The sequence below is a fragment of the Massilia eburnea genome, from assembly GCF_050709955.1.
Classification (GTDB): Bacteria; Pseudomonadota; Gammaproteobacteria; order Burkholderiales; family Burkholderiaceae_D; genus Rugamonas; species Rugamonas eburnea_A.
In genome coordinates, this window is sequence record NZ_JBNZFX010000030.1 from 175,041 (window position 1) to 198,412 (window position 23,372).

Here is a 23,372-nt window from a genome sequence, read left to right on the forward strand (position 1 = left end):
CCGCCCGCAAGGGGGCTGGCGCGAGAAGCTCTATGCCGTGATCTTCGAGTCCGACACGCCGGCCGGCATGGCCTTCGACCTGGCGCTGATCGGTGCCATCCTGCTTAGCGTGACCACGGTGGTGCTGGCCAGCGTGTCCGAGGTGGCACGCGATTACGGCGATTGGCTGTTCGCGGCGGAGTGGTTCTTTACGGCGCTGTTCACTCTCGAATACGTGTGCCGCCTGCTGTGCGTGCGGCATCCGCTGCGCTATGCCCGCAGCTTCTTCGGCATGATCGATTTGCTGGCGGTGCTGCCAAGTTATATGGCGCTGATACTGCCGGGGGCACATGTGCTGCTGAATGTGCGAATCCTGCGCCTGCTGCGCATGTTCCGGATCCTCAAGCTCACACTGTATATCGAGGAGTACGGCATGCTGGGCCGCGCCCTGCTGGCCAGCCGCCGCAAGATCCTGATCTTCCTGTCGGTGGTGTTCATGATCGTGTTCCTGCTGGGGGACCATCATGTATGTGGTGGAAGGGCCGATGCATGGCTTCACCAGCATCCCGACTTCGGTCTACTGGGCGATCTCCGCGGTGACCACGGTGGGCTTCGGCGACCTGGTACCGAAGACCGACCTGGGGCGCGCCATTGCTTCCGTCATGATGCTGCTGGGGTGGGGCATTCTTGCGGTCCCGACCGGCATCATCAGCGCCGAAATCAGCCAGCAGCGCCGCTCGAGCCGTACCTGCGCCGGCTGCCTGGCCGGGGACCATGAGCAGTCGGCGCGCTTCTGCAAGAGCTGCGGCAGCAAGCTGCCGGGCACTTAAGCGGCCTGCCTGGGCGCTGCTTCGAAGTCGGTCGAGAGCGCCAGCTCCTTCCATTGCGCCAGCTCCTGTTCCACCTGCTGGTGCTTGGCGTAGGCGCGGGCCGCCGCATCGCTGCCCAGTTGCAGGCGCAGTGGCGGTTGCGCTGCGTCGGCCAGTTTCAGCAGGGCTTGCGACAGCTTGGCGGGATCACCCGGCTGCGCGTGATTGGCGCCGGCCGCGAAGCTGCGCATGGCGCCCACCGTGTCCTGGTAGTCATCGATGCGGGTTGCGGTCTGCACCAGCGAGGTGGCGTCGAGGAAGTCGGTGCGGAAGAAGCCCGGCTCCACCACGGTGACGTGCACGCCCAGCGGCGCCAGCTCCTGCGCCATCGCTTCACTCAAGCCTTCTATCGCGAACTTGGTGGAGCCGTAGACACCCCAGCCGTAATAAGCCTGGTAACCGCCCAGCGAGGAAATGTTGATCACATGGCCGCTGCGCTGCTGGCGCATGACCGGCAGCACGGCGCGGCTGACGTTCAGCAGGCCGAAGACATTGGTCTCGTAGTTGCGGCGCACTTCTTCCGCGGAAGTCTCTTCGACGGCGCCAAGGGATGCCGTAACCGGCATTATTCACCCAGCACGTCGATGCGGCCGAAGCGTGCGACTGCGGCCTGGGTGGCGGCGACGGCAGCGGCTTCCCTGGTGACGTCCAGCTGCACCGGCAGCAGCTTGGGATGCACGCCCAGGGCGTCGACGATCGCTTGCGGGTTGCGGGCGGCAGCCACCACCGAGTCGCCGCGCGCCAGGGCGTCGCGGGCAACCAGCAGGCCGAAGCCGCGCGACGCGCCAGTGATGAACCAGACTTTGTTTGCCATGATATTGCTCCTTCAGTTAGGTGGGTTGGTGAAGGCAATATTAGGCTTCGGGAAGCTGCTACACTAGACAGTGTAAAGATGATTGATCTTCAACCAATGGTTGTAAATGATGGATAAGGCGCGCGTCATCACATTGTTCATCGGCGTGGTGCACGCCGGCAGCTTCAGCCAGGCGGCGGTGGATGCCGGCCTGTCTGCGCAGGCGGTCAGCAAGGCGATCCGCCAGCTGGAAGACTATCTCGGCGTGCGCCTGTTTCACAGGACCACGCGCAGCCTGCGTTTGACCGACGAAGGCCAGCGCCTGTTCGAGCTGGCCAACCCCGGCCTGCGCCTGCTGGACGAAGCGCTGGACCATGTGCAGAACAGCCGCGAAGCGGTTGACGGCATGATCCGCGTCGCGGCGCCCACGTCGCTGGGCACGGTGATGCTGGCGCCGCTGCTGCGCGAGTTCCAGGAGCTGTACCCGAGCGCGCATTTCGACATGCTGTTCGACGACCATTTCACCGATCTGATCGAATCCAAGATCGACGTTGGCTTCCGGGCGGGGAATCCGCCGGAGCGCAACCTGGTGGCGCGCCAGTTGGGCAGGATTCCGCTGTATATCTGTGCCTCGCCCGGCTATATCGAACGCCATGGGGCGCCGCGCACGGTGGAGGAGCTGCAACAGCATCGCTGCACCGGTTTCCGCCAGCCCAATACTGGCCGCGTCATCCCGTGGGAGCTGAAAGGGCAGGGCGGCACGGTGTTCCAGGACGTGCCCTGCGTGGCGACCTTCAATACGGCTGAAGGCGAGGTGGAGGCGGTACGCGCCGGCGTCGGCATCGGCCAGCTGGCGCTGTACATGGTGGAGCGCGACCTGGCCGAAGGGCGGCTGGTGCACCTGCTGCCGACCCACGTGACGGCGAATGCGGCCGTTTACATGTACTATCCGCAGCGCAGCCGCATGCCGATGCGTGTGCGGCACTTTATCGACTTCATGGTGAAACGCAAATGGACCGCCTTTACCTGATGACCGTCTACGTTGCCGTCGCCGAGGAGCAGGGCTTCGCGGCAGGCGCGCGCCGTCTCGGCATGTCGCCGCCTGCCGTTACGCGTGCGGTGGCAGCGCTGGAAGAAAGGCTGGGCGTCAAGCTGCTGGACCGCACCACGCGCCATGTGCGGGTGACGGAGGCCGGCCAGCGCTACCTGGATGATGCGCGCCGCATCATCGCGGAAGTAGATGAGGCCGACGATGCCGTGGCCGGCATCAACGCCGAACCCCGCGGCCACCTGGCCGTGACGGCGCCGGTGCTGTTCGGCCGCATCTATGTCGTGCCGGGAATCGTCGATTACCTGCAGCGCTATCCGGCGATGGATGTTTCCACCGTCTTTGTCGACCGCGTGACCAACCTGCTGGAGGAGGGCATCGACGTCGGCATCCGCATTGGCGAACTGCCCGATTCGAGCATGCGCGCGCTTCCCGTCGGGCGGGTACGGCGCATGATCGTTGCCTCGCCCGCCTATCTGGCCGAGCATGGCGCCCCGCGCACGCCGCAGGAGCTGGAGCAGCACACCATCGTTGCTTCGTCCGGCTCGAGCGTGCCGCCGGACTGGCGCTTCCAGCATGGCGGCAGCACGCAATCGCTGCGCGTCAAGGCGCGCCTGGGCGTGAATAACAATGACTCGGCAATCGAGGCGGTGCGCAGCGGCTTTGGCATCGCACGCCTGTTGTCCTACCAGGCGGCCGCCTTGCTCGATAGCGGCGAACTGGTGGAAGTGCTGCAGGATTACGCCACACCGGCAGTGCCGGTCCATATCATTCACCGCGATAGCCGACAGGGCGCGGCCCGTATCCGCAGCTTCGTGGACTTGATGGCCGAGCGCTTGCGCACCGATCCGAGGCTCGCTCCGGTGCGTTGACGGCGCTAAGTTGGTGCGGCGCACAATCGCAGTGCTCCATTTTCACAGCCTTCCCCCCTGGAAGCGGGGTGGCACGGCGCTTGCAATATCCCCATTATTTACTCACCGGGGATCGAGATGGATGGCACGTTCAGCCTTACCCGCCGTCGCTTGCTTGCTGCAGGCGCTGCGACCGCGTTATCGAATTACGCCTGGGCTGCAGGCTCCGACAAGCCGGAGAAAGAGGAAGTCAAGGTCGGCTTCATTCCCCTTACCGATTGCGCCTCGGTCGTGATGGCGTCCGTGCTGGGCTTCGACAAGAAATACGGCATCAAGATCGTCTTGAGCAAGGAAGCCTCATGGCCCGCCGTGCGCGACAAACTGGTGAACGGTGAACTCGACGCGGCCCATGTGCTGTATGGCCTGGTGTACGGGGTGCACCTGGGCGCTGGCGGTCCGAAGAAGGACATGGCGGTGCTGATGAATCTTAATCACAACGGCCAGGCGATCACTTTGTCGAAGAAGCTTGCCGACAAGGGCGCTGTGGATGGCGCATCGCTGGCCAAGCTGATGCGCACCGACCGGCGCGAATACACCTTTGCGCAGACATTCCCAACCGGCACGCATGCAATGTGGCTGTATTACTGGCTGGCGTCGTACGGCATCAATCCAATGCAGGATGCGAAGATGATCACCGTGCCGCCGCCGCAAATGGTAGCAAATATGCGGATCGGGAATATGGATGGCTACTGCGTCGGCGAGCCGTGGAATCACCGCGCCATCGTGGACGGCATCGGCATCACGGCCACCACCACGCAGGATATCTGGCGCGACCATCCGGAGAAAGTGCTGGGTACCAGCGCGGAGTGGGTGAAGCAGCATCCGAATACTGCCCGCGCACTGATCGCAGCGGTGCTGGAAGCGGGGCGCTGGATCGATGCGTCGTTGTCGAACAAGGTGAAGATGGCCGAAGCCATTGCCGACAAATCCTACGTCAACACCACGGTTGACGTGATCGGCCAACGCATCATGGGACGCTACCAGAATGGGCTCGGCAAGACCTGGGACGACCCGAACTACATGAAGTTCTTCAATGACGGCGCGGTGAATTTCCCTTACCTGAGCGACGGCATGTGGTTCCTGACGCAGCAGAAGCGCTGGGGCTTGCTGAAGGCGGAGCCGGATTACCTGGCCGTGGCCACGCAGATAAACCAGATTGAGGCCTACCGGGACGCGGCCGGCATGGCGAAGGTAAGCCTGCCGAAGTCGCCGCTGCGCAGCGTGAAAATGATCGACGGCACGGTCTGGGATGGCAAGAATCCCAAGGCGTATGCCGATTCATTCAAGATCAAGGCGTGAAGGGAGGGCATATGAGTGCAGTCTACGAATCGATCGGGGCCGCGGGTGCTGCAGCGGACCAGGCGCGGGCACCTTCGCGCCGCGCGCGGCTGGAGGCAAAAGGCGTGCGCCTGGCGCCGGAGGGCGGCCGGCTGCGGCCCTTCGTGATGAAGGTTCTGCCGCCGCTGCTTGGCCTGGCGCTGTTGGTGCTGGCCTGGCAAATCCTGGCGGTACGCAACCCAGGTTTTCCGACGCCGCTTGAAACCTGGCATGAAGCAGTGAAGCTGTTTGCCGATCCGTTTTACCGCAGAGGCCCGAACGACCAGGGCATAGGCTGGAATATCCTCGCTTCGCTGCGCCGCGTAGCGCTGGGCTTTGGCCTGGCCGCGCTGGTCGGCATTCCGCTCGGCTTCCTGATCGGGCGATTCAGCTTTGTGTACGGTATGTTCAGCCCTTTGATCAGCCTGCTGAAGCCCGTATCGCCGCTGGCCTGGCTGCCGATCGGCCTGCTGGTCTTCAAGGCCGCCGACCCGGCCGCGATCTGGGCCATTTTCATCTGCTCGATCTGGCCGATGATCGTCAATACCGCCGTCGGCGTGCAGCGCGTGCCGCAGGACTACCTGAACGTGGCGCGTGTGCTGAACCTGTCCGAGTGGACGGTCGTGACGAAGATCCTGCTGCCCTCCGTGCTGCCCTACATGCTGACCGGCGTGCGGCTCGCCATCGGCACCGCATGGCTGGTGATCGTCGCCGCAGAGATGCTGACTGGCGGCGTGGGCATCGGCTTCTGGGTGTGGGACGAATGGAACAACCTGAACGTGCCGCACATCCTGATCGCGATTGGCGTGATCGGCGTGGTCGGCCTGCTGCTGGAGCTGGCGCTGGTCACATTGGCGAAAGCCTTCAGCTACGAGGAGAAATGAGATGGCATCGAAATTCATCGATATCAGCAAGGTCGACATGCGCTTCGGCCAGTTCCACGCGCTAAGCGACATCAACCTGGCGCTCGATCAGGGCGAATTCATTACCCTGATCGGTCACTCGGGCTGCGGCAAGTCTACGCTGCTCAACCTGATCGCTGGCCTGGACCGGCCCAGCAGCGGCGTACTGGTTTGCAGCGGACGCGAAATCGCCGGACCGGGCCCGGAGCGCGCGGTGGTGTTCCAGAACCATTCGCTGCTGCCCTGGCTGACCTGCTTCGAGAACGTCTACCTGGCGGTGCAGCGCGTGTTCGGCCGCAAGGAGACGCGCCCGCAGCTGGACGAACGCACCTGGGAGGCGCTGGAACTGGTCGGGTTGGCTGCGGCGGGCGGCAAGCGGCCCAACGAAATCTCGGGCGGCATGAAGCAGCGCGTCGGCATTGCCCGGGCGCTGTCGATGGAGCCCAAGGTGCTGCTGATGGACGAACCGTTCGGCGCCCTCGACGCGCTGACGCGTGCCCACCTGCAGGACGAACTGATGCGCATCGTTGGCGCCACGGGTGCCACAGTGGTGATGGTCACGCATGACGTGGACGAGGCGGTGTTGCTGTCCGATCGTATTATCATGATGACAAATGGCCCGGCCGCGACCATCGGCGGCATCGTCACGGTACGGCTGGAACGCCCGCGCGACCGGCTGGCATTGGCCCAGGACGCGCTTTACCTCGACTACCGGACCAGCGTGCTGGAATTCCTCTACCAGAGGCAAGGGCGTCCTGCACAACGTTTTGCTGCATAGCAATGTACAAAAGTGTGGCAGCAGAGCGGCTCTGCTGCTACATTTGTGGTCTATACAAATGGAGATGCCTGATGAGTACCGAAGTACAGCAGCACGAAGTTATCAAAGAAGCAAAGCGGGAAGATAAGCCGAACCGCCACGAACTGGTGCGCCAGCAGATGAATCACACCGGCCTTCGTACCGGTATTGCAGCCGGCCTGCTGGCCCTGGTAGGCCTGAGTGCCTGGCTGCTCGCCTGATCAAATGACCCGCAGTTCGTCCAGCGGCCAACGCGGACGGACATTGAAGGAATAATCCCGCTGCGCCGCCTGCGGATTGATCTGCAGGCGCATGGCGCCGGCGAAGGCAATCATTGCGCCGTTATCGGTGCAGAATTCCAGTTCCGGGTAGTAGACTTTGAAGTGCTTCTTCGCGGCTGCCGCGTTCAGCGACGCGCGCAGCTGCGCGTTTGCGCCTACACCACCGGCAATCACCAGGCGTTTCAGGCCGGTCTGCTTCAGCGCGGACAGGCATTTGGCCGTCAGCACGTCCACGATGGCATCGACGAAACCGCGCGCGATGTTCGCCTTGTCCTGCTCGCAGACGTTGGCGGCGCCGCCGTTGTTATTGACCACGGTCAGCACCGCAGTTTTCAGGCCGGAGAAGGAGAACATCAAATCCTTCGAATGCAGCATGGGGCGCGGCAGCTTGTAGGCTTCCGGATCGCCGAACTCGGCCATGCGCGAAATGGCGGGGCCGCCTGGGTAGCCCAGGCCGAGCAGCTTGGCGGATTTATCGAATGCTTCGCCTGCGGCGTCATCCAGTGTTTCGCCCAGCAGCTGGTACTGGCCGACGCCGTCCACCCGCATCAGTTGCGTATGGCCGCCCGAGACCAGCAGCGCCACGAAAGGGAATTCCGGCGGCTCGCTGGCCAGCAGTGGCGACAGCAAGTGGCCTTCCAGGTGGTGCACGCCCAGCACCGGCTTATCCAGCGCCAGGCCCAGCGAGCAGGCGATGGCCGAACCCACCAGCAAAGCGCCGGCCAGGCCGGGTCCTTGCGTGTAAGCGATGGCATCGATCGCGCTGGCCGGCATGTTGGCCTTGGCCAGCGCCTGCTCCAGCAAGGGAATCGCGCGGCGGATATGGTCGCGCGAGGCCAGTTCCGGCACGACGCCACCGTATTCCTCGTGCATCGCCACCTGCGAGTGCAGCGCATGCGACAGCAGGCCGCGCTGCGTGTCATACAGGGCCAGGCCGGTTTCGTCACAGGAGGATTCAACGCCGAGAACGATCATTGGAGTGCGCAAAGGGTAAAGTGCAATCCGCCATTGTAATTGAAAGCCTGCTTGCGATGATTGGTATGCGTGTATACAATTTATCGCATGAAGACACCCCCACCCCGTGCGCAAAGTGGTCCGGCCATCCTGGCGGCCCTGCGCGATGACATCAGCAGCGGCAAACTGGCGCCCGGCGCCGTGCTGCGCCAGGCCGAACTGGCCGAACAATTCGGCACCAGCCGCATTCCCGTGCGCGAGGCGCTCAACTCCCTGCAGGCGGAAGGCCTGGTGCAGATCGAGCCGAATCGCGGCGCCTTTGTCACCACCTTGAGCGCCGCAGAACTGCGTGAGCTTTTCGACCTGCGCGTGCTGCTGGAGACCGATGTGCTGCGGCGCGCGGTGCCCTTGCATACGGAGCGCAGCCTGCGCCGGCTGGAGGCGATCCAGCATGAACTGGATGGCGAGAGTGTGCCGCTGGAATGGCTGCGCCTTGACCGCGCCTTCCACGACGAGTTGTATGCACCCAGCGCGCGGCCGCGTAGCTTGCAGCTGGTGGGCAGCCTGCGGGCAGCGGTCGAACGCTTTTACCTGGCGCGGCTGGGGCCGGAGGCGCGCCGTCCCGAATGGAACGATGAGCACCAGCGTTTGATCGCACTGGTGAGGGCAGGGGATGCGGAGGGGGCTTGCGCCATGCTGGCCGGGCACCTGCGCGAAACTGAAAGGAGCATGGCATGAGTATTCATAGCGCGGAAGTCGCATGGCATCGGCACGATGCCAGATTCACCGATAACCGTTACAGCAGGCTGCACAAGTGGACCTTTGACGGCGGCATGGTGGTGCCTGGATCGTCGTCGCCGCATGTGGTGCGGGTGCCGCTGTCCGATCCTTCCGCGGTGGACCCGGAGGAGGCATTTGTGGCTGCGCTATCGAGCTGCCATATGCTGTGGTTCCTGAGCCTGGCGGCGCGCGACGGCTATGTGGTCGACAGCTATGTCGATGCGGCGCAAGGGAAGATGGAGGATGGCTGGATCAGCGTGGTGACACTAAAGCCGCTGGTCGCCTTCTCGGGCGAGAAGGCGCCGACGGATGCGGAGCTGGAGCGGCTGCACCATGAAGCACATGGAGAGTGCTTCCTGGCGCGTTCGGTCAAATCGGAGATTCGGGTCGAAGGTAGCTGGCGCTATTAAGGACGGGCGCGCAGTTCGCGATCCGCCTCTTTCAGCACGCGGACCGTGGTCTCCCAGTCGATGCAGGCATCGGTTACCGAGCAGCCGTATTTGAGTTCCGACAGGTTTGCCGGGATCTTCTGGTTGCCCGCCACAATGTTCGACTCGATCATAACGCCGACGACCGACTCGTTGCCGTGCACGATCTGGTTGACCACATCGGTCATCACCAGCGGTTGCAGTTCCGGCTTCTTGTAGGAGTTGGCGTGCGAGCAGTCGATCACGATATTGGCCGGCAGCTTGGCCTTCTGCAGCGATTGTTCCGCGATTGCCACCGATACGGAATCGTAGTTAGGGCGGCCGTCGCCCCCGCGCAGCACCACGTGGCCATGCGGATTGCCCCGCGTGCGCACCACAGACACAGTACCCTGGCTGTTGATGCCCAGGAAGGCGTGCGGATTTGCCGCCGACAGGATCGCGTTGATCGCAATGCCGATATCGCCGTCGGTGCCGTTCTTGAAGCCCACAGGGGTCGACAGGCCCGACGACATTTCGCGGTGGGTCTGCGATTCGGTGGTGCGCGCGCCGATGGCGGTCCAGGCGATCAGGTCGCCCAGGTATTGCGGCGAGATCGGGTCCAGCGCCTCGGTGGCGGTTGGCAGGCCCAGTTCGCAGACATCCAGCAGGAACTGGCGCGCTTTCAGCATGCCCTCGTCCACGCGGAACGAGTCGTCCATATACGGATCGTTGATATAACCCTTCCAGCCGGTGGTGGTGCGCGGCTTTTCGAAATACACGCGCATTACCAGCAGCATGGTGTCCTTGACTTCTTCCTGCAGCGCCTTCAGGCGGCGCGCATAGTCCAGGCCCGCGACCGGGTCATGGATGGAGCAAGGACCGACGACGACGAACAGGCGCTTGTCCTTGCGCTCCAGGATGGCGCGCAGGTCGGCGCGGCCCTTGGTGACGGTGTCGGAGGCCTTGTCGGTCAGCGGCAGTTTCGCATGCAGCTCCTCAGGGGTAGGCATGGATGCGAACGAGGTAACGTTAATGTTTTCGAGGTTTTGGGCAATCATGATCAGTCTGCTTTTCACTGTGTTTTTCTTGGGGGATCTAACAGTGTAGCCGAAATGCCGTAAACTGGCTGAATGACGACTAAACAACCTTTCCAGGCCGCTCCGTACATCAAGGAGATCGGCCGGGGCGCGAAGGGCGCCCGCAGCATGGACCGTGAGCAGGCGCGCGAATTGTGGGGCGCGATTCTTGACGGGCGCGTATCGGACCTGGAGCTGGGCGGCATCCTGCTGTCGATGCGCATCAAGGGCGAATCGGTGGAAGAGCTGGAAGGCTTCCTGGAAGCGTCTGAAGCTTCGTTCGACAAGCTGCGCGCACCGGCCGGCGGCTTCGCGCCGGTGGTGATCCCCAGCTATAACGGCGCCCGCAAGATGGCCAACCTGACCGCCTTGCTGGCGCTGTTGCTGGCGCGCGAAGGCGTGCCGGTGCTGGTGCACGGCGTGGCGCATGACGTGGGCCGCGTCGCCACCGCGGAAGTGTTCGAGGCGCTCGGCGTGCACGCTTCATCCGACCACGCGGCAGCCGAAGCGGCGCTGGCAAGTGGTCGCGTGGCCTTCATCACGATCGACGCACTGGCGCCGCGCCTGGCCTGGATGCTGTCGCTGCGCCGCATCCTCGGCGTGCGCAACTCGACGCATACGCTGGTGAAGATCATGCAGCCGTTCGAAGGCGCTGCGCTGCGGCTGGTCTCTTATACCCACCCCGAATACCTGGAATCGCTGGGCGAGTTCTTCACGCTGAACCAAGGCCACGCCTTCCTGATGCGCGGCACGGAAGGCGAGACCGTCGCCAACGCCAACAAGGCGCAGAAGATCGACTGGTTCCACGGAGGCGAGCGCACCGTGCTGGTCGAGAAGCAGACCCTGGTCGAAAAGCTGCCCGAACTGCCCGAAGACAAAAGCGCGGTAGCTACCGCCGCCTGGATCCAGGCCGTGCTGCGCGGCGAAATCCCGGTGCCGGACTCGATTGCCCAGCAGGTGGCTCACTGCAAAGATGTCGCCCGCGCTCTCGCTGCCGGCGCCTCCCTCCTGTAAAATGGTGGGTTTGGTCTCGAGGCAGGGCGGCAGGAAATGGCAAATCAGTACGATGTAGCGGTGATCGGCGCGGGCGCGGCGGGCATGATGTGTGCGGCGACGGCAGGCAAGCGTGGCAAACGCGTTGTGTTGCTTGATCACGCCGACAAACTGGCGGAGAAGATCCGCATCTCCGGTGGTGGCCGTTGTAACTTCACTAATATTAACGCCGGCCCCGCCAATTTCCTGTCCGACAACCCGCACTTCGCCAAGAGCGCGCTGTCGCGATTCACGCCGCATGATTTCCTGGCGATGGTGAAGAAGCACCGCATCGGTTTCCACGAAAAGCATAAGGGACAACTGTTCTGCGACGACTCCGCCGAGCAGATCATCCAGATGCTGAAGGATGAATGCTCCGACGGCAACGTGCACTGGCGGATGCCCGCGAAAGTGGACGAGCTGCAGCAGAACGGTGCCGGCTATATCCTGCAAACGGACGAAGGCGAAGCAATCCACGCGGCCTCGATTGTCGTCGCCACTGGCGGCCTGTCGATTCCCAAGATCGGCGCGACCGATTTCGGCTACCGGATTGCCAAGCAGTTCGGCCTCAAGCTGGTCGACCCGCGCCCCGCCCTGGTGCCGCTGACTTTCGACGCCGAGGAATGGGCGCCGTTCGTGCCGCTGTCCGGCGTATCGCTGGAGGTGGACGTGGAAACCGGCTCCCTGAAAGGCCGCAACCCGAGCGGCGCGCGCTTCCGGGAAGACCTGCTGTTCACCCATCGCGGCCTGAGCGGCCCGGCCATCCTGCAGATTTCCTCGTTCTGGCAGCCCGGCACCCCGATCACCATCAACCTGCTGCCGGAGATGGACCTGGCGCAGACGCTGATCGAAGGGAAGGGCACGCTGAAGAAGCAGCTCGGCAACCTGCTGTCGCAATGGCTGCCGGCCCGCCTGGCCGAAGGCTTGTTGCAAGTGCAAGGCCTGGACCCCGAAGCGCGCATTGCCGACATGAAGGACGATACCCTGCGCAAGCTGGGCCGCGCCGTCAACCAATGGACTATTACGCCGAACGGCTCGGAAGGCTACCGCAAGGCCGAAGTCACGCGCGGCGGGGTGGATACCCGCGAGCTGTCCCAGCAATCGATGGAATGCAAGAACGTGCCGGGGCTGTACTTCATTGGCGAAACGGTGGACGTGACCGGATGGTTGGGCGGCTACAACTTCCAATGGGCCTGGGCATCCGGGGTGGCTGCCGGCCTCGCAATCTGATATCATTCCACTTCCGGCAACGCATTTTTCGCCGGATTCATGATGTTAGCTCGGCTGAAATATTGCCCGTGAAAGACGTCGATATCCCCCTTCGGAACCGCCTGAGTGGCCGGTTTGGCGTCTATTGTCTCTTCCTTTTTTGAGCAAAACCTGCTAATATCGCTGTCTTTCCTGAACCCTAACGGTTTGAATTTTTACATGACTACTATCCGCCTTAAAGAAAACGAGCCGTTCGAAGTCGCAATGCGTCGCTTCAAGCGCACCATCGAAAAGACCGGTCTGCTGACCGAACTGCGCGCACGCGAGTTCTACGAAAAGCCAACCGCAGAGCGCAAGCGCAAGCTGGCAGCTGCCGTGAAGCGCCACTACAAGCGCATCCGCAGCCAGCAACTGCCTAAGAAGCTGTACTAATTCAGCTCTCGTCGGCATTCTTGCAGGCGCGTTGATCGCCACGGATGCCTACGCCAGAGTTCCAACCCGCTCCGGTCTCAACCGCAGCGGGTTTTCCTTTTTCCACGCACACTTTTGAGGTAGCTATGAGCTTGAAAGCCCAGATCACTGAAGACATGAAAGCCGCCATGCGCGCCAAGGAAGCCGGCAAGCTGGCCACCATCCGCCTGCTGCTGGCCGAAATCAAGCGCAAGGAAGTGGACGAGCAGATCGAAGTCAACGACGTGCAGACCGTGGCCATCGTTGAAAAGATGATCAAGCAGCGCAAGGACTCGATCACCCAGTTCGAAGCCGGCGGCCGTTCCGACCTGGCCGACATCGAGAAAGCCGAACTGGCCTTCCTGGTGGATTACATGCCAGCCGGCCTGTCCGACGAAGAGATCGCCGCCGAAGTGAAAGCCGCCGTAGCCGAGTCCGGCGCCGCCGGTCCGCAGGACATGGGCAAGGTCATGGCCATCGTCAAGCCAAAGCTGGCTGGCCGCGCCGACATGACCGTCGTCTCCGCACTGGTCAAGAAAGCACTGACCCCGGCATAATCTACAGCCGAGCAAAATGTCCGCTTTGGGGTCAGGAACGAAAGTGGACATTTCCAGGGGAAATGTCCGCATCTGTTCCTGACCCCAAGGTGGACATTTTGCTCGGCCATATCGTGGGCCGCGTGCGTTGAGGTGGATCAAATTCCCTTTGTGCGCGGCGGTATAGTCTGATTTATAACAAATACCGTCCAGCCTCGTGATTCCACAGTCATTTATTGCCGACCTGCTGAACCGCGTCGATATCGTCGATGTGGTGGGGCGCTACGTCCAGCTGAAAAAGGGCGGCGCCAATTTCCAGGGCTTGTGCCCTTTCCACAGCGAAAAATCCCCGAGCTTTACCGTCAGCCCGACCAAGCAGTTCTATCATTGCTTCGGCTGCGGCGCCCATGGCACCGCGATCGGTTTCCTGATCGAATACTCGGGAATGGGCTTTGTCGATGCGGTCAAGGATTTGGCCCAGAACGTCGGCATGGTGGTGCCTGAGCAGGATGACAAGATCCCGCCGGCCCAGCGCGCTGCCCAGCAGCAGCAATCCATGGCGCTGTCCGACGCCATGTCCAAGGCCAACGAGTTTTACCGGGCCCAGTTGCGCCTGGCGCCGCAGGCTATTGCTTACCTGAAAGGGCGTGGCCTGACCGGCGAAATCGCTGCCCGCTTCGCGCTGGGTTATTCGCCTAGCGGTTGGGATGGCCTGAAAGCCGTGTTCCACGACTATGAGAACCCGGTCCTGGTTGAAGCCGGCCTGATCATCCAGAACGTGGATGAGGACGGCAAACGCACCAAGCGTTACGACCGCTTCCGCGAGAGGGTAATGTTCCCTATCCGCAATACCAAGGGCCAGGTGATCGCCTTCGGCGGCCGCATCATGGACCAGGGCGAGCCAAAGTACTTGAATTCTCCGGAAACGCCTTTATTTTCAAAGGGCTCGGAGCTGTATGGCTTGTTCGAAGCGCGCCAGGCGATCCGCGATGCGGGCTATGTGCTGGTGACGGAAGGCTATATGGACGTGGTGGCGCTGGCCCAGATGGGCTTCCCCCAGGCAGTCGCGACGCTGGGAACCGCTTGCACCACGACCCACGTCCAGAAGTTGTTGCGTCAAACCGACACCGTGATCTTCAGTTTCGATGGCGACAAAGCCGGCCGCCGCGCAGCAAGGCGTGCACTGGAAGCCTGCCTGCCACACGTGTCGGACGACAAGACGATCAAGTTCCTGTTCTTGCCGGCCGAGCACGACCCGGACAGTTATATCCGCGAGTACGGCGCGCAGGCTTTCGAGCAGCAGGTGCACGAGGCGATGCCGCTGTCCCAGTTCCTGCTGCGCGAAGCTGCCGGCGAGCATGATTTAACATCGCCTGAAGGCCGGGCCCGCGTCCAGTTCGACGCCAAGCCGCTGCTGCAGGCAATGCCGCCAACCTCGCTGCGCCTTCAAATCGTGCGCGGCCTGGCGACCATGACGCAAAGCACGCCGGGCGAGATTGAGCAACTGTTCGAGCTGGCCAAGCCGGTGGCGGCGAATAAGGTGGCGCCGCCGAAGAGCAGGCGCGAACAGCCGGTTGGCTTGGAGTTGAAACTGATCCGCGTAGTGCTGACGCACCCGACGCTGGCGCTGGAACTGGATGACGAGGCATTGCTGGCCTTCAGTCATTTCGGCCAGGAAGCCGCCGAGCGCCTGGTATGGCTGATCGTGCAGGCGCAATCGCTGGGCGAGCACGGCAGTTTTGCCGCCCTCTGCCAGTTGGTCAAAGAAACCGGCAGCGATTATGATGCGCTCATCGGTGGCATCGCCGCCGCGCCGGAGCCGGATATTGAAGGCGAGCGCCTGTGGCTCTTAGCCACCGTGCGCCATCTGAAAATGGAGGCTGTAAAGCTTGAAATCGAGCATCTCACACAGCAATTCAGCTCAGGAATGCCGTCTGAGGAATTTGGCGTACGCTACCGCGAACTTACTGCTAGGCAAGATCAACTGCGGAAGGAAGCTGAAGCTGATTTAAGCGCGAGGTAATTGCCCGCACGCACGGAAACCTTCCCGTCTGGTAATTGTAAAGTGGCGTGCTATAATAAAATGCTAAATATTGCAATATTTAGCGGGTCTGTTTTTTCGTTTGTTTTCAGTAAGTTACAGTAGTAGTTGTTGCGGTTTGTAGTGGACTTAACTATTCCCGGAAAGCGCCTGTGCCAGCAAAGAAACCTGAAACCAAAGCGGCTGAAAAGCCTCGCAAAGTGACCGCCAAGCCTGCGACCAAATCGGCAGATAAACCGGCAACTCGCGTCGCGGCGCCGCCGGTGGTTAGTCAGACAACAGACGCAGCCGCCCTGGCTGCCATCGATACTTCCGGATATGTGCTGCCGTCCGTCAAGGTGCCGGGACGCCGTGGTCGCAAGCCGAAAGAATTCACACCGGAAAACGACGAGGTTGCAGCACTGAACGCTGTCGAGCGTGCCGAAATGAAGGCTGCGGACAAGGCGAAAGCCAAAGACCGCAAGGCCAAGGAAAAGGCTCTGCTGAAAGATGCGTTCTCGTCCGACACCGAGGCTACGGAAGAAGAACTCGAACGCCGCCGCCAGAAGCTCAAAACGCTGATCAAGTTCGGCAAGGAACGCGGCTTCCTCACGTACGCTGAAATCAACGACCACCTGCCCGAAAATATCGTCGATCCGGAAGCGATCGAAGGCATTATCGGCACCTTCAATGACATGGGCATCGCCGTGTATGAACACGCGCCCGATGCCGAGACCCTGCTGCTGTCGGATAACGTCGCCACTGTCACCAGCGACGACGAAGCCGAAGCCGCTGCGGAAGCCGCGCTGTCCACCGTCGATTCCGACTTCGGCCGCACCACCGACCCGGTCCGCATGTATATGCGTGAAATGGGTTCGGTCGAGCTGCTGACCCGCGAAGGCGAGATCGAAATCGCCAAGCGTATCGAGGACGGCCTGCGCGACATGATCCAGGCGATTTCCGCCTGCCCGGTGACGATCGCCGAGATCCTCGCCACCTCCGAACGCATCCGCATCGACGAGATCAAGATCGACGAGATCGTCGACGGCCTGGTTGATGAAGACGGCGAAAACATCGCCACGGCAGCCGCCGCTTCCGACGATGAAGAAACGGACGACGACGAGGAAGAAGAAGACCAGGAAGAAGAGGACGAAGCCGCCACGCCAGGTGGCGCCGCGGCCGGCTACACCGCCGAGCAGCTGGAAGCGATGAAGCAGCTTGCCCTCGAAAAGTTCGACAATATCGCCAACCAGTTCGACCGCATGCGCAAAGCATTCGAGAAGGATGGCTATAACTCGAAAGCTTACCTGAAAGCGCAGGAGTCGATTTCCGGCGAGCTGCTGGGCATCCGCTTCACCGCCAAAGTGGTGGAGAAGCTGTGCGACACCCTGCGCGGCCAGGTCGATGAAGTGCGTCATATCGAGAAGCAGATCCTCGACGTGGCAGTGAACAAGTGCGGCATGCCGCGCGCCCACTTCATCAAGGTCTTCCCGGGTAACGAAACCAACCTGGAATGGGTGGATGGCGAAGTCGCCGCAGGTCACGCTTACAGCGCGATCCTGGGCCGCAACATCCCGACCATCAAGGAACTGCAGCAGCGCCTGATCGACTTGCAAGCGCGCGTCGTGCTGCCGCTGCCGGACCTGCGCAACATCAACCGCCAGATGGCGGCCGGTGAAATGAAGGCGCGCAAGGCCAAGCGTGAAATGACCGAGGCCAACCTGCGCCTGGTGATCTCGATCGCGAAGAAGTACACCAATCGCGGCCTGCAATTCCTCGACCTGATCCAGGAAGGCAATATCGGCTTGATGAAGGCGGTCGACAAGTTCGAATACCGCCGCGGCTACAAGTTCTCGACGTACGCAACGTGGTGGATCCGCCAGGCGATTACCCGTTCCATCGCCGACCAGGCACGTACCATCCGTATTCCGGTGCACATGATCGAAACGATCAACAAGATGAACCGGATCTCGCGCCAGATCCTGCAGGAAACCGGCGCCGAGCCGGATCCGGCAACCCTGGCGATCAAGATGGAAATGCCAGAGGATAAGATCCGCAAGATCATGAAGATCGCGAAAGAGCCGATCTCGATGGAAACGCCGATCGGTGACGACGACGATTCCCATCTGGGTGACTTCATCGAGGACAACAACACGCTGGCGCCTTCGGACGCAGCGCTGCATGCCTCGATGCGCGGTGTCGTGAAGGACGTGCTGGATTCGCTGACGCCGCGTGAAGCGAAGGTGCTGCGCATGCGCTTCGGTATCGAAATGTCCACCGACCACACGCTGGAAGAGGTCGGTAAACAGTTCGACGTGACCCGTGAACGGATCCGCCAGATCGAAGCCAAGGCACTGCGCAAACTGCGCCACCCTTCGCGCTCCGACAAGCTGAAGAGTTTCCTGGAAGGTAACTAAACTTGACGAATAGGGCCGCTGGCCCTATCCTGCCGGGTTCTTAGGGCCCTTAGCTCATGCTTGGTTAGAGCAGAGGACTCATAATCCTTTGGTGCGCGGTTCGACTCCGCGAGGGCCTACCAATTCGCTTTATGCAGTGAAACAAGCCCCCACGAGCAATCGTCGGGGCTTTTTCTATTGGTGTCCCCCGATGCGCCTGATCGTGCATGAGGTTGGTTGCTTGTCTGGTAATATTTCCTTCATGCATATTTTTCGAATCTCTGGAACCATCCTCGCCGGCCTGGCGTTTTCCAGCGCCTTGGCCGCGCCGCTCCCTGTTGACGGCAAAAAGTTCTCTCCAACGCATATTGGGTTCGCTGCCGACAACGCGCGCGCTTGCCTTGTTGGGCAAAGCTTTGATCCCGATTTGGGCAACAGTACCGCCGAGCTGAAGCTGCTTGACCTGAAGCGCGACGCCGTCCTCGCCAAGGCGCAGATCCCGGTGCCAGATGATTACGCCGCCTTGCAGCCGGTGCAGTGCGCGATCGATGGCGACAATGTTTTCCTGCTGGCGAACGTGGATACGCAACTCCCGCGCTCGCTGAACCAGGGCATCGTCTACCTGTACCAGTTCAACGTGCAGGGCAAGCAGCTTGGCAAGAAGCAGCTCGTTGTGGAGGGCCGCAACAGCTACGGCCATGCGTTGGGCGTGTCCGCAACTGGTGTGCAAGTTGCCGGTTATATCAAGGATGAAGATGACTCCTCGGAGTATTACGCCTTCTTTACGCTTGCAGTAGACCGGCGCTTGAAGGAGGGCAAGCTGAATGTCCGGAAGACAGGGGCCTTTGTGAGCGGAGCAGAGGCGCGCTTTGTCGGCGACCACCTGCAGGTTGCGGGCCCATTTCGTCCCGCGAAACTGGCGAAGAACGATTGGGCCGATGACTATGCAAATTCACGTGTGATGGCGAATGGTGGTTATGCCTGGAGCATGCGTCCGTTCAAACAGGTGCCACGCAATGTGGTGGCCGGAATTTCCCAGCAAGGCGCAATCTACTCGCTGGCTTACGGAAAACCCGAGTCGACGCTGGCTGTGACCAGTGCCGAGGGCAAGCAGGTGTCGCTAAGCAGCTTCCAGAGCAAATTCTGCGAAACGAGTTCGCTTTCCGAATATGGCGTGAACGTGCTTGCCTTGCGTAAGCCTTGCGATGAAAAGCGCAAGGCGGCAGCGCTAACGCTCATTTCGCCTGCCACCGGAAAAGAGAGCTCCTTGCAACTGGCGCCGGGTGAGCCGGTGTTCGCGGCTACCAATTCGGGCCAGTGGTTCGTGATTTCCAAGGATGCTGCCGGCAAGATGGCCTGGTATTCAGGCGCGGTGGAAGGCGATACACGCTTCAGCCAGACTTCGGCGGGTGTAGAGCATTCCTTGAGCCTAGGCCGCATCAATATCGATAAGAAGGGTGAGCGCTCTTTCGACTACGTTTATGAGCAGCGTGCCGGCGAATGCCGTTTCAGCATGAATGGTCATGCGGTTGAAGTGGACGTCTTTAATCCTCAAGGAGATGATGGCAAGGAGCTGCCACAGATCGTGATGTACGAAAGTGGTGGCATCGCCCTTACGCTGCCACTGGACGGGCCGCCACGCAACGTTTCCTTTGCCGGGGCGCTGTCGCCGGAGCAGGCGAAGCGTAGCTGCGGTGGGAACAACGGCGGCAAGCTGTCCTTGACGTTCACTGCTGCAGGCGCTCGCCGCTAAAAGCCGTCCATCCGTTCAATCCTGCAGCCTGTCGGATAGTGCGAGCGCGCACGCGCGCGCGATCCTAGAATCGGCCTTCCTATCAACCGGCAGGGGAGTGCAATGGGCATGTGGAAAAAAGCGGTATGGGGGCTGGCTGCGGCGTCGCCATTGATGGCGCAAGCGCAGGTGGATTTGACCAAGCTCGATCGCGATATGGCGGGGCCGAAGTCGCAGGTACTGGTGCTTGGCACAGTCCATTTGAGCGAAATGCCGGCTGGCTTCAAGCCCGGTTCTCTAGATAGCGTCATTGGCCGTCTGGCTGCTTACAAGCCAGACATCATCACCATTGAGCACGAACCTGGCGAGGACTGCGACCTGGCGGCGCGGCATCCGGCGAAGTATGGGCCGGACTGGTGTCCCGCGACCGACGCTGCGAAGGCTGCGACAGGACTCGACATGCCGGCCGCGCTGGCGGAAGTCGATAAGACGCTGAAGGCCTGGCCCGCTCAGCCGTCGCCGTCACAGCGCCGACGGCTGAGCGCGGCGTTCCTGGCAGCCAACGATCCGGCATCCGCGCTCGTGCAGTGGCTGCAATTACCCGCAGCCGAGCGGCGCGCCGGCGATACGCTGGATGCGGTGCTTGTGGCTACGCTAGAGAAGCTCGAGAAGCGCAAGAACGAAGACAACCTGATCGCAGCCCCGCTGGCTGCGCGGCTTGGCCTGCAGCGGGTCTATCCTGTCGATAACCATACTGGCGACCGTATCGATGTGCCGGACATTAAAGCCTTCGTCAAGTCGATCGAAGCGGCTTGGGCGTCTGGAAACAGCGAGATGAAAACGCTGGAGAAGCGCAAGAACGAAATGGTGCTGGCAAACGATATGCTGCCGCTATACCGCTTCATCAACAGCCCGGAGAGCGTGCGTATTCACGCCGAGTCGAACATCGTCGGGCCGATGCGTGCGAAATCTGCGGAAGCTTATCCTCAGATCTGGGTGGGAGGCTGGGAGATTCGAAACCTGCGCATGGTGGCGAACATCCGAGAGACCTTCCGCGAGCGTCCAGGCGCTCGCGTACTTTCCATTGTCGGCGCATCGCACAAGCCCTGGTTCGACCAGTGGCTTGGGCAATTGCAGGGTGTCGAAATTGTCGACGTGGCCGAAGTGCTGAAGTAGTTCACTCGAAGGCGGCGCGTATTTCGACGCTGGTTTGATGCGCTGCTTGCAGGTGGGGGTAATGGCCAAGCTTGGGCAGGACGGTGATCTGGTTGCCTGACCTGGTTGCAAATTCTTCGCCCATCTTTTTGTCGATGTAGATGTCCTGCTCGCCCCACACAACCTGCACCGACGTTTTCAGGAGCGCCAGATTCGCTTCGAAGTATTGCTGGTCGCGTGTGAAGTGCGAGTAGTAGTGGTAGAAGGCGTCGCCGGTGCTTATGCTGCCCCGCGTCCAGCTGGTTTGCATGTCTTCCTTGAAATCTGCCGGCACATTGAATTGTTCGCTCGCTTCCAGGCCGCGGTGAAAGGTGTTTTCGATGATCTCGCGGCGGTTCTGGTTGAGTGCGTTGCGGGTTGCTTCGGCGGTCTGCGGTGCTTTCAGGCTGCGCAGGCGCTCGGACATGTATTGCGGCCGGTCGAACGGGGCGAAGTCGCCGACGATGACCTTCTTTGCGATATCCGGCTGCTCCAGTGCGAGCAACAGCGGCGGCAGGGCGCCGATGTCTGTGGCGTAGATCACGAGCTTTGATTTGTCGATGCCGGCCTGGTCGATGTAGGCCTTTACGACCTGCGCATAGTCGCGCGGCGCGTAGGCGAACTTGTCGACGGCAGGGCGGGATGATTGGCCATAGCCTGGCCAGTCGAATGCGTGGACTTCGTAATCGCGGCCAAGGTCCAGTGCGAGTGTGCGCCAGGTGAGCATCGTTTCAGGGAAGCCGTGCAGGAGCAATACCGTGCCATTGGAGGCGGCATTCTTGAGCACCATCCGGCGCAAGGTGATCTCGGGGCTGAGCTTTACGTAGCTGATTTCCTGGGCTGCGGCGCCCGATAATGCGAGGGTGCTTGCGGCGGCAGCGGCTAATTTCTTGAGCGTGGACATATTGAGGATCCTTGGCGGAGGGTTCGGGATGTCTTCAATATAGGTGTCTGCGCTTATGGCGTAAATGACGTATTTCCCTCCTTTTATGCCATTCGTGCTATGCGGCGGAGTGCTTGTGGCGGCTGTCCGTAGGCGCGCAGGAACGCGCGCCGCATGCGTTCTGTATCGATGAAGCCTGTCTCCGTGGCGATTTCTTCGATAGTGTGACGGCTTTGCTCGATCATCAGTCGCGCAGCTTCCAGGCGCAGGTGTTCGATCGCCTTGGCTGGGGATTGGCCGGTTTCGGTCGTGAAGGCGCGGCTGAATTGGCGCGGGCTGAGGTTGGCGACACCGGCCAGTTCCTGCACCGTTAGCGCTGAGTTCAGGTGATTGCGCGCGTATTCGAGCACGCGCTGGATGCGGTCCGATCTGGCGCCGAGTTCCAGCAGGGCGGAATGCTGGGACTGGCCACCGGCGCGGCGATGGTAGACCACCAGTTTTTTCGCCACTGCCGCAGCGAGTTCGCTGCCGTAATCGGCCTCGATCAGCCCGAGCGCAAGGTCGATGCCGGTGCTCATGCCGGCGGAAGTCCAGACCGGGCCGTCGTTGATGAAGATGCGATCCGCATCGACTCGTGCTGCGGGAAATTGCTGTTGCAGCGCGCGGGCGTACAGCCAATGTGTTGTTACGTGCCTGCCGTCGATCAAACCCGCTTCACCAAGCAGGAAGGTGCCGGTGCAGACGGAGGCGGTGCGGCGGGCGAGCCTGGAGGCGGCGCGCAGGCGATTTAATGTCAGACTGTCGGTCGGCGCGGGGGCGATCAGGCCGCACACGAGCAGGGTGTCCAGCCGGCGTCGGGCGAGCGGCTGGGTTTCCACTGACGCGCCGAACGAATTCACGACTGCGCCACCGTGTGCGGAATAGAAGCCGATGCCGTACAGGTGCTCGCGCGCTGTGGTGTTGGCCAGTTCGAAGGCGGAGGCGGCGGCCAGTCCCATGATCTGGAAGCCCGGCGGCAGCAGGAAGCCGATTTTCAGCAAAATGGAACCTTTGGCGTAAAAGGAGGTATATAGATCATACGCGCCATGCGCGGTCACTGCCTGCGACCAGTGTTATGCTCGTCAATCGCGCTACAACTCGTGAGCGCATTTCGTCATGCAAGTTTGAACAAGGAGATCGGAATGGCAATCAAGAAGATCCTGTTTTTGACGGGTGATTTTGCGGAAGACTATGAAACCATGGTGCCGTTCCAGGCGCTGCAGATGGTTGGGCACACGGTGCATGCGGTTTGCCCCGGCAAGAAGGCGGGCGAAAAGATCAAGACCGCGATCCACGATTTCGAAGGCGACCAGACCTATACCGAAAAACCCGGCCACCAGTTCGCGCTGAATGCGAGCTTCGACGATGCGCGTGCGTCGGCTTACGACGCGCTGATGATTGCCGGCGGGCGGGCGCCGGAATATTTGCGGCTCAATCCGCGCGTGCTGGAAACGGTGCAGGAATTTGCCAAAGCGGGCAAGCCGATTGCAGCGATTTGCCACGCTGCGCAGATCCTGACTGCGGCTGACGTCATCAAGGGCAAGCGCATCTCGGCGTATCCAGCGTGTGCGCCTGAAGTACGCTCGGCGGGTGGCGAATATGTTTCGGTTGAGATGGACCAGGCGGTCACTGATGGCAATTTCGTGACGGCGCCAGCGTGGCCGGCGCATCCGCAATGGATGGCGCAGTTCCTCAAGGTGCTCGGTACTGAGATCAAGCCTTAATTCGTACCCAGCAGCGCCAGTGCCGGATCGTCGGTGGTGCGGGC

At 61.6% G+C, this 23,372-nt stretch carries 22 protein-coding genes, 1 tRNA gene and 2 pseudogenes; 20 read left to right on the plus strand and 5 right to left on the minus strand.

The genetic code is table 11. From position 1 onward, the window contains the following. Nucleotides 1–67: 67 nt before the first annotated feature. Nucleotides 68–430, plus strand: a pseudogene (locus tag ACQ4MM_RS16445) (ion transporter); the annotation flags it as partial. A gap of 94 nt (nucleotides 431–524) precedes the next feature. Next, nucleotides 525–809, plus strand: coding sequence for a potassium channel family protein (locus ACQ4MM_RS16450; RefSeq protein WP_431478352.1), 285 nt, complete (start codon nucleotides 525–527; stop codon nucleotides 807–809). Here the strand turns inward: ACQ4MM_RS16450 and ACQ4MM_RS16455 are convergent. Further along, nucleotides 806–1,662, minus strand: a pseudogene (locus ACQ4MM_RS16455) (oxidoreductase). The gene ACQ4MM_RS16450 and the pseudogene ACQ4MM_RS16455 sit on opposite strands and share 4 nt — an antisense overlap. A gap of 106 nt (nucleotides 1,663–1,768) precedes the next feature. On the opposite strand from ACQ4MM_RS16455, the gene ACQ4MM_RS16460 reads away from it, so the two are divergent. The 6 genes from ACQ4MM_RS16460 (at nucleotide 1,769) to ACQ4MM_RS16485 (ending at nucleotide 6,836) form a co-directional block, all read left to right on the plus strand. Then, a complete protein-coding gene (locus ACQ4MM_RS16460; protein ID WP_431478353.1) occupies nucleotides 1,769–2,671 on the plus strand; it encodes a LysR family transcriptional regulator in 903 nt (300 codons plus the stop codon). After that, a complete protein-coding gene (locus ACQ4MM_RS16465) occupies nucleotides 2,653–3,561 on the plus strand; it encodes a LysR family transcriptional regulator (protein ID WP_431478354.1) in 909 nt (302 codons plus the stop codon). The genes ACQ4MM_RS16460 and ACQ4MM_RS16465 overlap by 19 nt, the downstream gene beginning before the upstream one ends. A gap of 117 nt (nucleotides 3,562–3,678) precedes the next feature. Continuing rightward, a complete protein-coding gene (locus ACQ4MM_RS16470; RefSeq protein ID WP_431478355.1) occupies nucleotides 3,679–4,899 on the plus strand; it encodes a CmpA/NrtA family ABC transporter substrate-binding protein in 1,221 nt (406 codons plus the stop codon). Between the two features lie 11 nt (nucleotides 4,900–4,910). Further along, nucleotides 4,911–5,801 (plus strand): nitrate ABC transporter permease, encoded by an 891-nt coding sequence (ntrB, locus tag ACQ4MM_RS16475; protein ID WP_431478356.1) that lies wholly within the window; start codon nucleotides 4,911–4,913, stop codon nucleotides 5,799–5,801. Between the two features lies 1 nt (nucleotide 5,802). Then, the gene (locus ACQ4MM_RS16480; protein ID WP_431478357.1) at nucleotides 5,803–6,597 is read left to right on the plus strand and encodes an ABC transporter ATP-binding protein; all 795 of its coding nucleotides are present in this window, start codon (nucleotides 5,803–5,805) and stop codon (nucleotides 6,595–6,597) included. A gap of 71 nt (nucleotides 6,598–6,668) precedes the next feature. Then, nucleotides 6,669–6,836, plus strand: coding sequence for a hypothetical protein (locus tag ACQ4MM_RS16485; protein WP_431478358.1), 168 nt, complete (start codon nucleotides 6,669–6,671; stop codon nucleotides 6,834–6,836). Here the strand turns inward: ACQ4MM_RS16485 and tsaD are convergent, their stop codons facing one another. Next, on the minus strand, nucleotides 6,837–7,871 hold the full coding sequence (tsaD, locus tag ACQ4MM_RS16490; protein WP_431478359.1) for a tRNA (adenosine(37)-N6)-threonylcarbamoyltransferase complex transferase subunit TsaD: 1,035 nt from the start codon (nucleotides 7,869–7,871) through the stop codon (nucleotides 6,837–6,839). 87 nt (nucleotides 7,872–7,958) lie between these two features. Here tsaD and ACQ4MM_RS16495 point away from each other — a divergent pair, with 87 nt between their 5' ends. Next, nucleotides 7,959–8,588 (plus strand): GntR family transcriptional regulator, encoded by a 630-nt coding sequence (locus ACQ4MM_RS16495; protein ID WP_431478360.1) that lies wholly within the window; start codon nucleotides 7,959–7,961, stop codon nucleotides 8,586–8,588. After that, nucleotides 8,585–9,040 carry an OsmC family protein gene (locus tag ACQ4MM_RS16500; protein ID WP_431478361.1) on the plus strand — a complete coding sequence of 152 codons (456 nt, stop codon included), beginning with the start codon at nucleotides 8,585–8,587 and terminating at the stop codon, nucleotides 9,038–9,040. Before ACQ4MM_RS16495 ends, ACQ4MM_RS16500 begins: the two co-directional genes overlap by 4 nt. Here the strand turns inward: ACQ4MM_RS16500 and ACQ4MM_RS16505 are convergent. After that, nucleotides 9,037–10,095 carry a 3-deoxy-7-phosphoheptulonate synthase gene (locus ACQ4MM_RS16505; RefSeq protein WP_431478362.1) on the minus strand — a complete coding sequence of 353 codons (1,059 nt, stop codon included), beginning with the start codon at nucleotides 10,093–10,095 and terminating at the stop codon, nucleotides 9,037–9,039. The two genes, ACQ4MM_RS16500 and ACQ4MM_RS16505, sit on opposite strands and share 4 nt — an antisense overlap. A 72-nt stretch (nucleotides 10,096–10,167) precedes the next feature. Here ACQ4MM_RS16505 and ybiB point away from each other — a divergent pair, with 72 nt between their 5' ends. From ybiB to ACQ4MM_RS16550, 9 genes are all read left to right on the plus strand, one after another. After that, nucleotides 10,168–11,127, plus strand: coding sequence for a DNA-binding protein YbiB (gene ybiB / locus ACQ4MM_RS16510; RefSeq protein WP_431478363.1), 960 nt, complete (start codon nucleotides 10,168–10,170; stop codon nucleotides 11,125–11,127). 36 nt (nucleotides 11,128–11,163) lie between these two features. Beyond that, nucleotides 11,164–12,375 (plus strand): NAD(P)/FAD-dependent oxidoreductase, encoded by a 1,212-nt coding sequence (locus tag ACQ4MM_RS16515; protein WP_431478364.1) that lies wholly within the window; start codon nucleotides 11,164–11,166, stop codon nucleotides 12,373–12,375. Between the two features lie 198 nt (nucleotides 12,376–12,573). Beyond that, on the plus strand, nucleotides 12,574–12,786 hold the full coding sequence (gene rpsU / locus ACQ4MM_RS16520) for a 30S ribosomal protein S21 (RefSeq protein WP_005665410.1): 213 nt from the start codon (nucleotides 12,574–12,576) through the stop codon (nucleotides 12,784–12,786). A 125-nt stretch (nucleotides 12,787–12,911) separates the two neighbouring features. Further along, a complete protein-coding gene (locus tag ACQ4MM_RS16525; protein WP_431478365.1) occupies nucleotides 12,912–13,361 on the plus strand; it encodes a GatB/YqeY domain-containing protein in 450 nt (149 codons plus the stop codon). 196 nt (nucleotides 13,362–13,557) lie between these two features. Next, nucleotides 13,558–15,363: a DNA primase gene (gene dnaG / locus ACQ4MM_RS16530; protein WP_431478366.1), complete on the plus strand. Its 1,806-nt coding sequence runs from the start codon at nucleotides 13,558–13,560 to the stop codon at nucleotides 15,361–15,363. A gap of 170 nt (nucleotides 15,364–15,533) precedes the next feature. Continuing rightward, the gene (gene rpoD, locus ACQ4MM_RS16535; RefSeq protein WP_431478367.1) at nucleotides 15,534–17,777 is read left to right on the plus strand and encodes an RNA polymerase sigma factor RpoD; all 2,244 of its coding nucleotides are present in this window, start codon (nucleotides 15,534–15,536) and stop codon (nucleotides 17,775–17,777) included. 43 nt (nucleotides 17,778–17,820) lie between these two features. Then, nucleotides 17,821–17,899, plus strand: a tRNA-Ile gene (locus tag ACQ4MM_RS16540). A 68-nt stretch (nucleotides 17,900–17,967) separates the two neighbouring features. Next, nucleotides 17,968–19,509 carry a hypothetical protein gene (locus ACQ4MM_RS16545; RefSeq protein ID WP_431478368.1) on the plus strand — a complete coding sequence of 514 codons (1,542 nt, stop codon included), beginning with the start codon at nucleotides 17,968–17,970 and terminating at the stop codon, nucleotides 19,507–19,509. Nucleotides 19,510–19,611: 102 nt separating this feature from the next. Continuing rightward, nucleotides 19,612–20,664 (plus strand): DUF5694 domain-containing protein, encoded by a 1,053-nt coding sequence (locus tag ACQ4MM_RS16550; protein ID WP_431478369.1) that lies wholly within the window; start codon nucleotides 19,612–19,614, stop codon nucleotides 20,662–20,664. A gap of 1 nt (nucleotide 20,665) precedes the next feature. On the opposite strand, the gene ACQ4MM_RS16555 is transcribed toward ACQ4MM_RS16550, so the two are convergent. Together ACQ4MM_RS16555 and ACQ4MM_RS16560 are read right to left on the minus strand one after the other, a co-directional pair. Then, nucleotides 20,666–21,586 (minus strand): alpha/beta fold hydrolase, encoded by a 921-nt coding sequence (locus ACQ4MM_RS16555; RefSeq protein ID WP_431478370.1) that lies wholly within the window; start codon nucleotides 21,584–21,586, stop codon nucleotides 20,666–20,668. An 83-nt stretch (nucleotides 21,587–21,669) separates the two neighbouring features. Beyond that, the gene (locus ACQ4MM_RS16560) at nucleotides 21,670–22,605 is read right to left on the minus strand and encodes a GlxA family transcriptional regulator (protein ID WP_431478371.1); all 936 of its coding nucleotides are present in this window, start codon (nucleotides 22,603–22,605) and stop codon (nucleotides 21,670–21,672) included. A 141-nt stretch (nucleotides 22,606–22,746) separates the two neighbouring features. On the opposite strand from ACQ4MM_RS16560, the gene ACQ4MM_RS16565 reads away from it, so the two are divergent. Further along, nucleotides 22,747–23,328 (plus strand): DJ-1/PfpI family protein, encoded by a 582-nt coding sequence (locus ACQ4MM_RS16565; RefSeq protein ID WP_431478372.1) that lies wholly within the window; start codon nucleotides 22,747–22,749, stop codon nucleotides 23,326–23,328. Nucleotides 23,329–23,372: the final 44 nt, after the last annotated feature.